This is a genomic window from Martinezella tropici (assembly GCF_008370325.1).
Taxonomy (GTDB): domain Bacteria; phylum Pseudomonadota; class Alphaproteobacteria; order Rhizobiales; family Rhizobiaceae; genus Rhizobium; species Rhizobium tropici_B.
This window is the reverse complement of sequence record NZ_VNIP01000004.1, coordinates 39,104-51,256: the sequence shown is the minus strand read 5'-3', so window position 1 is coordinate 51,256 and position 12,153 is coordinate 39,104. Positions and strand designations below refer to the sequence as shown.

Here is a 12,153-nt window from a genome sequence, read left to right as displayed (position 1 = left end):
CAAAAAGGGGAACTGGGATGCAGAAGAATCTGACCCGTAGAACATTGATGAAGAGCGCGGCTGTCGCAGGCCTCGCAACGGCCTTTACTGGCCGCTCCGCCTTTGCAGCCGCCGAGCCGCTCGGCATCACGCTCGTCGTGCCCTCGCCGATCGGCGATGTCGGCTGGGGACACGCGCTGGCCGCCGGCCTTGATCCGATCAAGGCCGCCTATGGCGACAAGGTCAAGGTGACGGTAATCGAGAACATTGCCGAAGGTCCGGACGCGGACCGCATCATGAACAAGACGGTCGCCGATGGAAACCATTTCCTGATCGCTGGATCTTTCGGCTATCAGAACGGCGCGCTTCAGATTGCCCGCCGCAACCCCAAGGTGACCGTCCTGCATGCCTCCGGCTTCCAGGTCGCACCGAATTTCTCGCCCTTCGCCGCCAAGTATTTTCAAGGAACCTATCTGCTTGGCATGGCGGCGGCCGCTGTCTCCAAGACGGGCAAGCTCGGTTCTGTTTCCGCCTTCGCCATTCCCGAACTGATCACGTCGATCAATGCCTTCACGCTCGGCGCGCAGGCCGTCAAGCCCGACATCGAGGTATCGGTCGTCTGGGTCAATTCCTGGTTCGATCCGGCAAAGGAGCAGGAGGCCGCCAAGGCATTGATCTCGCAGGGTTGCGACGTGATCTTCTCGAACGCTCAGGATACGCCCTCGGTCATATCAGCCTGCGAGGAAGCCGGCGTTTATGCCTTCAACCTGAATTCCTCGATGAAGAAATATGCGCCGAAGACCTATCTCGGCTGCATCTCCACGGACTGGTCGCCCTTCTTCAAAGCTTCGGTCGATGCCCATCTCGCCGGCACGTTCAAAGGCGCCAATGCCTTCCTCGGCGTCGCGGAGAAGGTCGTCCAGGTCGTCGACTGGAGCACGGCAATCCCGGCCGATACCATGGCAAAGATCAAGGAAACCGAAGGCAAGATCGCAAGCGGCGGCTTTTCGCCGTTCACCGGCCCGATCACCAAGGCCGACGGCAGCGAAGGAGCGGCTTCGGGCGCGACATTGACGGATGCCCAGATCGTCGCGATGGACTGGCACGTCAAAGGTGTGAAGACGCCTTTGCCGAAGTAAGTCTCCATCATGACCATTCCGCTGCTGTCGCTGCGTGGCATCTCCAAAAGCTACGGCCAGGTCCATGCTAACCAGCATATCGATCTGGACGTGGCTCCTGGCTCGATCCATGCCATTCTCGGAGAAAACGGCGCCGGCAAATCGACCCTGATGAAGCTGATCTACGGCGTCGAACAACCGGACGACGGGACCGTCGCCTGGCATGGACAGCCTCTCAGCCTTGCCTCTCCCGCGGAGGCGAGGCGTACCGGCATCGGGATGGTCTTTCAGCACTTCTCGCTGTTCGAGAGCCTGACGGTGGTCGAAAACATCCGCCTGATCGTCTCTGGCCGCAGGGCCGAACTTGCGCAGCGCATCCGCGCCCTGGGAGATGAATTCGGGCTTGAAGTCGATCCGCTGGCCCATGTGCACGAACTGTCGGTCGGCGAGCGGCAGCGGGTGGAAATCATTCGATGCCTAATGACCAATCCGAAACTGCTGATCCTTGACGAGCCGACATCGGTCCTGCCGCCGCAGGCCGTCGGGAAGCTGTTCGATACGCTGCGCCGCCTGCGCGACGGCGGCGTGTCGATCCTCTTCATCTCGCACAAGCTGGAAGAGATCCAGTCATTGTGCGACCGTGCGACCATCCTGCGCGGCGGGCGCGTGACCGGGCATGTCGATCCGCGCGAGCATGACGCCCATGATCTCGCCCGCATGATGATCGGCCGCGAGATGCCGGAGCCGATACCCGCATTGCCTTTGGCCGAGGGCGAAAAGCGCCTGGAGATCATTGGACTCGATCACCGGCCGGACGATCCCTTCGCGGTGCCGCTCTCCACCATCAGCCTGAGCGTGCGCAGCGGCGAGATTCTGGGCATTGCCGGTATTTCCGGGAATGGACAAAAGGAACTTGCCGCGCTGATTTCGGGGGAAACGCCGCTACCTCGAGACAAGCGCGACCAGATCTTCATGATGGGACGGGATGTGGGTAGCCTCGACGCCGCCAGCCGTCGAAAACTGGGCTTTGCCTTCGTCCCGGAAGACCGGCTCGGGCATGGCGCAGTCCCCGAAATGTCGCTGACGCTCAACAGCCTGCTGACGGCTCATCCCTTGAAGCTTGTGCGACATGGCCTCCTCGACAGCACCAGGGCCACCGCCTTCGCAACTGAGTGTATCCGGGACTATGACGTGCGCACGCCCGGCCCGGAGGCTGAAGCCGGCTCGCTTTCCGGAGGAAACCTGCAGAAGTTCGTCGTCGGACGTGAAATCATGCTCGCGCCGAATCTGCTCTTTCTTGCCCAACCGACCTGGGGCGTCGATGTCGGAGCGGCGTCTGCCATTCGCAAGCGGCTGATCGAACTGCGCAATCAAGGCATGGCCATTCTCGTCATATCCGAGGAGCTCGAGGAACTGTTCGAGCTCAGCGACTTTATCCAGGTCCTTTACCACGGCACGCTGAGCCCGCCGCTCGTCACACGCGATATCCGACCGGAAGAAATCGGTCGATACATGATCGGCGCACAATCCCAACGGGAAAAGCTATCCGCATGAGCAGTTCCTTCTCCGTCACCCTGCCCACCTTTGTCCGCCGGGAACGGGCTTCGTTCACCGCGAAGTTGCTCGCACCGCCGATCGCTCTCATCGTCACCATCGTACTCAATCTCGGCCTCTATATCGCGATGGGTCGTGATCCGGCAGCGGTGATCTATGCGATGCTGATCGAACCGTTCTTCTCCTGGGCCTCTTTCTCGGAAGTATTGCTGAAGACCGGTCCGCTGCTTCTGATCGCACAGGGCCTGGCGATCGGCTTTCGGGCGAAAGTCTTCAACATCGGCGCCGAGGGCCAATTCATTGTCGGCGCAATCTTCGCCTCCGCCATACCCATCTGGATGCCGCAGGCAACGGGCCAATGGATCTGGCCGGCAATGCTGCTGCTTGGCACCATTGGCGGTGCGCTATGGGCCTCCTTGACCGCCTTCTGGCGCATCAGGCTCAATGCCAACGAAATCCTCGTCTCGCTGATGCTGAGCTTCGTCGCCGCACAATTGCTCAATTATCTGCTTCTTGGCCCGTGGAAGGATCCGAACGGCTTCAATTTCCCGCAATCGGTCATGTTCCAGTACGATGCCATGGTGCCGATCCTGTTCGAAGGAACGCGCGTCAACGTCTCGCTCATCCTCGCGGCCGGCCTATCGATCGCGGCATGGATCTTCATGCAGAAAAGCTTCGCCGGGTACAAATTGCAGGTCGGCGGACTGGCTCCCCGGGCTGCGAGCTATGCCGGCTTCAAGGAGAGCTGGGCAATTTGGCTCTCGCTGATGATAGGCGGCGCGGCCGCCGGTCTTGCCGGCGCTGCCGAAGTTGCCGGCCCCCTTGGTCAGTTGCAGCGTTCCATCTCCACGGGATATGGCTACGCGGCCATCATCGTTGCCTATCTCGGCGGTCTCAACCCGATCGGCATCGTTATTTCCTCGATCGTCATGGCAGCGCTCTATATCGGCGGCGACAATGCCATGGTCTCCGCCAATCTGCCGATCGCCGCCGTCCGCGTATTCCAGGGCAGCCTGCTCCTCATCTATCTCATCGCCGTGGCTTTCGTGCGCTATCGCATCGCATGGCGTCCCATGTCCGCCAGGAGTCTATCATGAGCGCCGCCGTGTTCATCCTCGCGGGCATGCTGGCAGCCGCAACGCCGTTTCTACTGGCAGCCTTAGGTGAGCTTGTCGTCGAGCGCGCCGGTGTCCTCAATCTCGGTGTCGAAGGCTTGATGGCGCTCGGTGCCGTCATCGCCTTCATTGTCGTTTATCATGGGGGCGGCCATTTTCTGGCTTTCCTTGCGGCCGGTCTCGGAAGCGCTCTGCTTTCCATGATTTTTGCCGGTATCGTTCTCGGCTTCAACGCAAACCAGGTTGCGGCCGGTCTTGCGCTCGGGATCCTCGGCCAGGGCCTCTCGGCGCTGTTCGGCAAGAGCTATGAGAGCCTAACCGTCACCACACTGCCGAAGATCGCGATCCCCGGGCTTTCGCAAATTCCCGCGATCGGCGGCCTTTTCAATCAGGATATCGTCGTCTGGATCTCGCTTGCCGTGACCTTGGGCATCTGGGCGCTGTTTGCTTACGGCAAGATCGGCCTTGTCCTGCGCGCCGTTGGCGAAAATCCGAAAGCTGCCCATGCCATCGGCTATCCCATCATCGCAATCCGTTTCGCCGCGGTTGCCTTCGGTGGCATGATGGCGGGCTTTGCCGGCGCTTACGCCGCGACGATCTACACGCCGCTCTGGGCGGACGGCATGATCGCCGGCCGTGGCTGGATTGCCATTGCTCTCGTCGTCTTTGGAACCTGGCTGACATTGAGGATCTTCTTAGGGGCCTGCCTGTTTGGCGCGGTATCGCTGATGGGGCTTGCCGCCCAGGCAAGCGGACTTGCCGTTTCCTCGCAGCTGCTGGCATGCCTGCCTTATCTCGTGACGATCATCGTCCTCGGCATCATCTCGGCAGATCGCCGCCTGCTGAAGCTCAATGGCGTCGCCTCCCTCGGCGAGCCGTTCGAACGGTAAGCCGAAATCATCCGCCCGGTTTGTGCTATTCCAGCGGGAAACCCACGCGATTGTTAAAAATCATGCAACCCCTTGAAATTACGTGTAAATATTTCTTGAGGGAGAGAAGTTGCCAACGTAGGGGCCGTCAAAAGGTTACAGTGTTGTTTTCTCAGGGAAATTTGGCTGAAAATTTTTCTGCGTGATTTCGGTATCTGTCGATATCGATCGCGCAATTTTCCAGTTTCGGTCGCGCGAACAGCTCAGAAGACTCAGCGCCAAAAAGTACCGTCAGCGACTCTATCAGACCCATCTGACCATTGCCATGCCTACTCAGAGCATCAACGTCACGTATCGAGAAAATCCCACTCGCTTCCCATCACCCATCGTAACGCGCTCAGCTTGCCGTTCAGCATGCCCCAATCAAAATCGCTCCAAGGTGGCAGTATCAACGAAAGCGTTTCGAGATCGTGAGCATACCCGGTTTCATGTTCGTGGGGTCGTCCTATGACCATTGAGCCCTCCCTACAGATCCTCAAAGCCAACAAGCATCGGTACAATCATATTTGACGTCTAAATGGTAATAACCTGTCATATCTGAATTAAAGTCCATGCGCGACCTCCCTTTCGGCGCCAATGAAAGCGGCCTCATAGTCGCGCGCCAACGCGCCAGAGACGCCAACCTGCCTGAAGGCTTCCCGCCATCCGTCTGAGATGCGCTCCGCCATGTTCCGGATCGTCTCCCGTGCCTCGGCCTCGGGAATCTCGAAAAAATTGCAGGCTTCCAGGGCAAGATTGATCGACCGGTCATGGGCCCCTCCCTCAAGGATCGCCGTCTCGAGGTGCGGGTTGCGGTCCGGCGCCGGATTCACGTCAAACACCGGCGACAAGCGCCACTGACCCGCCCCCACATAGAGGAAGCCGTGGTTCTTCAGGTGATCGTCCTTGTTGGACACGAGGATCGTGAAGATCAGACGCCGGTAGAGTTCACGGAAATCTTCGGAAGGATCAGGTGAGTAAGCCCGCATGAAATCCACGATCTCCGTATAGGAGCCCAGCTCCGCCCCCGTCTTGCCGAGTGCTGTGCGCGCGGAGATGTAGGGAATCCGTGCGGCCCCACGCCGGTCGAACCGCTGGATCAGCGCGACCGGGAACGGCGTGTCCGCCAGTTCCAGCCGTGTCTCGGGCGTGCGGATACCGCAGGCCGCCGCCAGGCGCAGTGTCGCGACCTCCACGCGCTCGATCGGTTGTTGATCGTGGACTGAGGTGAACTTCGCCAGCCACAGCGCATCGCCGTCCCTGACGTTGGCTTTGGGGCGAGCGCCGCCGGAGCCGCCGGCGCCGGCCAGCGCCTGCATTTCCTCGGGCGATATTTCCTTGCCCTGCTCATAGGCCCGCGCGATCGCCGTGATGGTTTCGAGATCGACCAGACGCGGAACAGCGTCCGCTGCCTTGCCGCGAATGACCTCGCCCTTGTCATCCAGAAAGCGCAACGCGCCTTGGCGGCAGGTATCGTCGGAAAGCGTCAGATACTCGAATTCGTTGAGGCCATTGCCATAGGCGCGTTCGAGTAGCCTGCGTCCCCAACTGTCCGGAGCCGCATCGGCGAAAACGCCCGCCAAGGCGTCGCGCATGTTGCCGGGCTGTCCCGACGTGTGGAATGGACCGGCCTCAAGAGGGAAATCGGGCTGTATGGCGAAGGCACGCGGATTTTCGATCCATTCGGCGCCATAGGCGAAGGTCGAGAATTGCCGTGGCCCCGTATGAGTGAAACGCAACTGGCCCACCGTTGTCCGGCCTTCGCCAAGCGCGACATGGGCGACGAAATCGGTCATCAGAAGGACGCCCCGTCAGGGTCCACAACATCCTGCCGATCCTGCGTTTCCGCTGCCTGAGCCTTCTGCTTTTTCAGCCTTGCTGCGAAGGAGCGGCCCCGCCGTGGCGCTTGCTCCGCTGCCAGTGCCAGCCCCAGATCGTCCTTGCGGATATCGATCAGGTCAGCGAGCCGCTCGAGAAGTCCCAGCACAACAAGAACGTCGGCCAGAGTTCCGATGGCAACGCCGGGATCGCCTCGTTCAAGGCGGGCGATGGAACTCGGCGAGGTTCCCGCACGCACAGCGAGATCCGCCACGGCGATGCCACGCCGCAGCCGCGCGTTGCGGATATCCTGGCCCAGCCGCTCCAGTGCGGGTTTTGCTTTAGGAGAACCCATCTCAATCATCCATATCTGGCGCAACATAGCGTTCAATTAGTCATATATGACTAATTACCGCCTTGGTCAAGATTTCTAGCCGTACCTCCGGAAGCGTGAGCGTTTCGTTTCGGCATCTTGGGGGAGAATCTTATTCCTGCTCTTCCTAGCCTTGGCGGTCAGCGCCTCGAGATAGGACCGAATGACCGTGCCGACCTCCTCTCGCTCCGCCTGCTTGGCGATCTCGCCCGGCGTCGTCTGCGCTGGCGCAGCGCCTCCTGAAGGCCTTCTATCGCGACGGATAGGCCAATCTTATTCCGATACCGGAAGCAATCGGCGATCGTCTTTGTGACGCCGAAGACCTTCCCGGGCACCCTCTCGACAGGGTGGGTCTCAACCTCTTCGGCCAGCAGACGATCTGTGAAACGCACCAGCCGAATCGGCGTGCCATCAGATTTCGGGGACCAGTCCTTCTGACCCAGGGCGAGCCAAACCTCCTCGGCAGTTGGTCAGTCAACCCGTGGAACGACAGGGCCGAAACGAGGCAAACCACGCCCTTCGGAACCCGTTTAGCCACCTCAGGGAGACTGTGGTGAACGTCGAGGGCCGCATCGGAGAGTTGATAAAGTCCCCATGCTGTCTTCCTTCAGCGGCTGCACATCCGGCGCTTTGTACAGCAAGCCTCTCAGCGCACCGCGCTTCATCGTGCCTGCACGCGCTTTCAGGAATTCACTGGCCGTCTCCACCGCCCCGATCTTCTGCGCGACCGCAGAGATGACCTACTGATTGAGCGATACGCCGTCTGCTTGTGCCATACGCGCCGCCGTGTCCTTGAGCGACTGCGGCAGTTGCAACGGGTATCTGTAACGTTGGGTCCGCGTCATGTGTTAAGTCTCCTGACAATCTCTGCCGGTGTTATCACGGTCACGCCCAATTCGAGCGCCGGGCGGAAATCCTTGACATTATACGTCACGATGGCCTCAGCCTGTCCGTTCGACCCGGTCTCAAGCACCATTTCGTCCGCGACATCGCAGAGCATCGGCCGCGTCCGAAACGAAATATCGACGCTCTCGATCGCTATTTTGCCATTGGTAAGGATGATTCTCCGTTATCGATCGCGGTCAAGACTGGCGAGTTGCGCGCGACAACGGTGGCGGCGCAATCTTGAAGGATTGTCTTAAGCCCCGCTCCTCCAGCCGCGAAGACGGGGCTCATCTCGCCCACCCTTCATCAACGCTTGGTTTTCTTCGCCAATCGCACGCCCGGACCGCCGCCGTTCTCCGGGATGAACTCGATACCAGCGGCTTCAAACGCCATTTGAATGGTCTTTAGCGTGGAAGCATGTGCCGATTTGCCGGCTTCAATACGTGTAATGGTCGCTGCTGTCACATGAGCTTCGCGGGCCAAATCTCGGACGCCCCATCTCAGTGCCGCTCGTGCCATTCGTATTTGCTCTTCTGTGATCAAATTATTACCTTGACATAATTTCTAGAGCCGTCAAATTATATCAGTGATATAATTTTGTTCGTGCAAGCAGCTGAGCAGAGTGCGGGAACACTCCGCCCAACCTGACCACAACCCAAGCTGATAGGAGCTCGGATCAATGGCTGATTCGGACGATACCACGACTTTGTCTTCCGTCACGCGCAGGATGTTGCTGACGGGCACGATCGCAGCCACGGCGATGTGGCCGTTTGACTATGGCGCGGACGCCGCCGAGGCGTTGACCTGCAATGCCGCCTCCGATCCTGCGTTGGACCTTTGGCAGCAATGGCTGACGGCACACAATGAAACGCAGCGCCTCTGGAAAATACAGCTGGACCTTGAAAGCCGGATGGTCGCCGCCGTCGGATTTCCGCAGGTGGAAATCACACTGCCCGGAGAAAAGGAGCCGGTTCGTGCTTTCAGTCTGGAAGACATAGATCGAATATGCGGCGATGCGTCTGTGCATCAGGCCGTGAGGACACAAGCAATAATAGCCTTCCGGGAGCGGCAGGAAGCCTGGGATTGTCTGGATCACGCTTTGGGATATAGTCGGGCCGAGAAAGCAGAGATCTTATCTGACCGCATGGAAATGAAGTTGGCCGACGCCCTGATGGCTACGCCGGCCGCGACGCTTGCCGGTGTGGCCGGCAAGCTTGATGCGATCCTGCGCGCCGGCGAATACTTCGACAAATGCCCGGAGTTCCCCTGGCTACAGGTGCGTGCGGCGATGGCCGATCTGGTGCGCATCGGGCAGGTCCTGCAGCCGGGTCTCGTCATGCCCGGCAGCGACCGTAAAGGGCTCCCCGGAGCCAATGGCGGCGCTTCATGAAAAGCCCGCTCGCAGGGAATAAAACGGCAAAGCCTCCATGGCACACTTGCACCGGAGGCTGCCGTGTCTGTGACGCTTGCTGAACGCCTCGGTCATCTTCCCGAGAACAAGCGCCGTGAACTGGAACGGGTTGCACGAATCCTTTTCGATGAATTCGAGGACGCGCAAAAGGGCAAGCTGTCAGACAAGGAGAAAGGCGGACGTATCCTTAAACTGCTTCTCTTCGGCTCTCATGCACGCGATGACTGGGTCGAGGACCGCGAAAGCGATGATCGCTCCGAATATAACGTACTCGTCGTCGTCAGTACCAAAACCTTTGCCGATCCACGTTTCTGGTACCGGGCTGCGGATCGCTTCCTGCGGGAACTGACGGTCACAAAACATCTGGCAACGCCGGTCAACTTCATCGTTCACTCCATCATGCACCTCAATAACCAACTCGCGCGCGGTCGGCCCTTCTTCGTGGACATCGCACGCGACGGCATCCTGCTCTACGGGACGCCGGGTCTTCCCCTCGCCAAACCCAAGCCGCTGGACCCGGAGGCCGCCAAGGCTGAAGTGCGTCGGCATTTCGACCACTGGTTCCCAATCGCCACGCATCGCTTCGAACTGGCGAAGGAGGCCATCGGGCGTGGCTACGGCAAGGAAGCAGCCTTCGACCTGCATCAGACCGTCGAACGGCTCTATCATGGCACCCTGCTTGTTCTGACGCTCTATAGCCCGAAATCCCACCGGCTGACCTTTCTGCGCACGCATGCGGAGCGGGTCGCGCCCCAGCTGATTGCGGCCTGGCCCCGCGAGAGCCGTTTTGCCAGGCAGTGCTTTGCCCGCCTTGATCGGGCCTATGTCGAGGCCCGCTATTCGCACCGCTACGAAATCACCGACGAAGAACTGACTTGGCTGGTCGAGCGTGTGAAGGTGCTGCACGAAACTGCCGCCGCAATCTGCGCTGCACACCTCAATGGGTTCGACCGCGCAGGAACGTAAGAGACTGAGCCGTACCATGGCCATCAGGATGCCTGAGCGTCAATCGTCCTCATGAATAAAAATCCGAGCCTCGCCCCTGCCGAGTCAGGGGTTAAGAACGCGCAACTCGAGCGCGGGTTTAATGATCCTGCGCATTGCGATTTCTGGCGTTCGGCGCCTTCGAGGCGCATGTTCCTGATCCGGGGTTATCAGGAAGACGGTGCGGAGACATTCCCCGCCGGAACGATCCTCGACACGACGCTTCCCCTATGGCGAATGGGCGAGGTTCTGTTGCACGCGGAAAAGCTTGCATCGCTCCTTCGCAAAGAGGCCGATACAGTCGTGACGGTTCATTTCCGCGCCATATTCACGGGCCTGCGCGGTCGCGTGTTGCGCTCCTGGGCTAACCCGCTGAGTGATCTGCTTGTCGAAGGTTATGCGGCGCGAAGCGATGAAGCCGTGCTTGAGGCAAAGTTTTCTGCCCACGATATCGAGAGCCGGTTGGCCGAATGCATGCTCCCGTTGTTGACGTCGCTCCATGAAAGATTTGGCGTGGCAGGGCTTTCGCTCAACCGTGTCGAGGCGGAAGTGCAACGCTTGTTGAATAGACCCGTCAGCAAAGAACTTCGTCCACGCCGCTAGCGGTGATAGCAAACCGCTTGGGATGGCGCAAAGACCGCAGTCTGCGGACCCGGCCACGACAGCGTGAAACCCCACCTCAACGAATGCCGTGGTCGCCCAAGCCCGGCTATGGTGGCCGCGCCCAGCCTTACGCCTTGAAATGCTCCGCTCTCCCGACAAGGGCCGCCAGGTCGTCGGCAAGACGCACCGGCACATCCGTGCGTTCATGCAAAATGCTCATTACGCCGAGATCGCCATTATCGATTTCCCGGAAAAAGACATAGTGATGCTCGTAGCGGCTGAAGTAGGCCTCGCGCTTCACATCGGCGGGCACGGCAAGACGCTGCGGGAGCTTTCGCCAGATCGCCTTTTCCTCGCATAACCGCTGTAAATGCGTATGCAAGCCAGTGATGTAAGTCACCGCCTGCTTCTCGCCCCACTTTTCAACGGTATCCCGCCAGATTTTGTCCTGCGCCGCATCCGCGCGCGGATAGAACCGATAAGCCATGATCAGCGGCGCTTATTGCGACGAATGACGTCCTCGGCGATGACGGTGACAAATTCGCTATCGTCCGCCCGTAAGGCAGGTGCAAGCTCTTTCTGAAGCGCATCCCATGCCTCATCACGGGTTTGCAGGTCACGACGGATCAAGGCGCGAATGTATTCGCTGGCGTTCTCATAGAGGCCGTCGTCGCCAATCTGCTGCTGAATATGGTCCTGTAGCGCACCACTGACCTTCACATGAATGCTACCCGACGCCATCAGAACTCTCCCTTCGTTACACCTTAATTGTGGGATGCGTAGCATATATTGTCAATATTCATCACAACACGCCTATATGGGAATGTGCGGGTGCCCCGGGCTCCACATCAGCAAGTCCTCGGCAGAGAACCGTCGGTTCTCAGGTGTCACACGGACACGCCTTTGGCTGATGGCATTCAACACGTTCACGATGCCAAGTACCAGCCGCCGCGATATTGCGGATGCGACAAAGCCCTATCGGAAGGTCCCCATCTCCAAGTTAAACGTCTGGTACAGCGTTGATGCAAGGACGCTTGAAACTCCTTGTCTACCGGCGATTGAATAAAGCAGAGGTAACCGAAAAATATGGCTGAGATCACAGCTCAGGGATGTCTCACAGCTCTGAAGTCATGCGATAATTGCATAATATAAGCAAAGGGTTGACCGATGGGAGGCGCGCCCAACATTACGTTGCGGCGGCACTTGGTCCGCTCTTACCGCAAGCGCACGAACCTGCCTTGTGAATGACGAAGACGTTGGGCCGTACGAGAGGCGATACTTCTGCGATTTTTTTGAAACATGGCCGTTTGTTTCAAACACGTGATCAATCGCTGCCTTATCAGCCCGGAACTGCCCAAGTTTGGCCGGATTCCGTTCGGACGTCTCGAAGGGTCGCCTGGCAAGT

At 59.3% G+C, this 12,153-nt stretch carries 12 protein-coding genes and 1 pseudogene; 7 read left to right on the top strand and 6 right to left on the bottom strand.

Annotation, left to right across the window (positions count from 1 at the left end):
- The first annotated feature begins 17 nt into the window (after positions 1–17).
- From FP026_RS05960 to FP026_RS05945, 4 genes are read left to right on the top strand one after another with little or no spacing between them, the layout of a single operon-like run.
- Positions 18–1,118 (top strand): BMP family ABC transporter substrate-binding protein, encoded by a 1,101-nt coding sequence (locus FP026_RS05960; RefSeq protein ID WP_149633721.1) that lies wholly within the window; start codon positions 18–20, stop codon positions 1,116–1,118.
- Between the two features lie 9 nt (positions 1,119–1,127).
- On the top strand, positions 1,128–2,651 hold the full coding sequence (locus FP026_RS05955; RefSeq protein WP_149633720.1) for an ABC transporter ATP-binding protein: 1,524 nt from the start codon (positions 1,128–1,130) through the stop codon (positions 2,649–2,651).
- Complete coding sequence (locus FP026_RS05950) at positions 2,648–3,748, top strand: ABC transporter permease (RefSeq protein ID WP_149633719.1); 1,101 nt, start codon at positions 2,648–2,650, stop codon at positions 3,746–3,748. Before FP026_RS05955 ends, FP026_RS05950 begins: the two co-directional genes overlap by 4 nt.
- Entirely contained in the window at positions 3,745–4,656 is a 912-nt protein-coding gene (locus FP026_RS05945) for an ABC transporter permease (RefSeq protein ID WP_149633718.1), read from the top strand. The genes FP026_RS05950 and FP026_RS05945 overlap by 4 nt, the downstream gene beginning before the upstream one ends.
- Before the next feature lie 581 nt (positions 4,657–5,237).
- Here the strand turns inward: FP026_RS05945 and FP026_RS05940 are convergent.
- The 4 genes and pseudogenes from FP026_RS05940 to FP026_RS05915 all read right to left on the bottom strand — a co-directional run bounded on the left by FP026_RS05940 (position 5,238) and on the right by FP026_RS05915 (position 8,269).
- Entirely contained in the window at positions 5,238–6,470 is a 1,233-nt protein-coding gene (locus FP026_RS05940; protein WP_149633717.1) for a type II toxin-antitoxin system HipA family toxin, read from the bottom strand.
- Positions 6,470–6,847 (bottom strand): helix-turn-helix domain-containing protein, encoded by a 378-nt coding sequence (locus FP026_RS05935; RefSeq protein ID WP_149633716.1) that lies wholly within the window; start codon positions 6,845–6,847, stop codon positions 6,470–6,472. Before FP026_RS05935 ends, FP026_RS05940 begins: the two co-directional genes overlap by 1 nt.
- A gap of 153 nt (positions 6,848–7,000) precedes the next feature.
- Positions 7,001–7,469, bottom strand: a pseudogene (locus FP026_RS30915) (type IV toxin-antitoxin system AbiEi family antitoxin domain-containing protein); the annotation flags it as partial.
- A 587-nt stretch (positions 7,470–8,056) separates the two neighbouring features.
- Positions 8,057–8,269: a helix-turn-helix domain-containing protein gene (locus FP026_RS05915; protein WP_149634093.1), complete on the bottom strand. Its 213-nt coding sequence runs from the start codon at positions 8,267–8,269 to the stop codon at positions 8,057–8,059.
- Positions 8,270–8,429: 160 nt separating this feature from the next.
- On the opposite strand from FP026_RS05915, the gene FP026_RS05910 reads away from it, so the two are divergent.
- The 3 genes from FP026_RS05910 (at position 8,430) to FP026_RS05900 (ending at position 10,748) form a co-directional block, all read left to right on the top strand.
- Positions 8,430–9,140, top strand: a complete 711-nt coding sequence (locus FP026_RS05910; protein ID WP_149633715.1) for a hypothetical protein — start codon at positions 8,430–8,432, stop codon at positions 9,138–9,140.
- A 63-nt stretch (positions 9,141–9,203) separates the two neighbouring features.
- Entirely contained in the window at positions 9,204–10,127 is a 924-nt protein-coding gene (locus tag FP026_RS05905) for a HEPN domain-containing protein (protein ID WP_348642307.1), read from the top strand.
- A gap of 51 nt (positions 10,128–10,178) precedes the next feature.
- The gene (locus FP026_RS05900; RefSeq protein ID WP_246665260.1) at positions 10,179–10,748 is read left to right on the top strand and encodes a hypothetical protein; all 570 of its coding nucleotides are present in this window, start codon (positions 10,179–10,181) and stop codon (positions 10,746–10,748) included.
- A 127-nt stretch (positions 10,749–10,875) separates the two neighbouring features.
- Here the strand turns inward: FP026_RS05900 and FP026_RS05895 are convergent, their stop codons facing one another.
- Together FP026_RS05895 and FP026_RS05890 are read right to left on the bottom strand one after the other, a co-directional pair.
- Positions 10,876–11,238: a type II toxin-antitoxin system RelE/ParE family toxin gene (locus tag FP026_RS05895; protein WP_149633714.1), complete on the bottom strand. Its 363-nt coding sequence runs from the start codon at positions 11,236–11,238 to the stop codon at positions 10,876–10,878.
- The gene (locus FP026_RS05890) at positions 11,238–11,489 is read right to left on the bottom strand and encodes a ribbon-helix-helix domain-containing protein (protein WP_149633713.1); all 252 of its coding nucleotides are present in this window, start codon (positions 11,487–11,489) and stop codon (positions 11,238–11,240) included. The genes FP026_RS05895 and FP026_RS05890 overlap by 1 nt, the downstream gene beginning before the upstream one ends.
- Positions 11,490–12,153 lie beyond the last annotated feature (664 nt).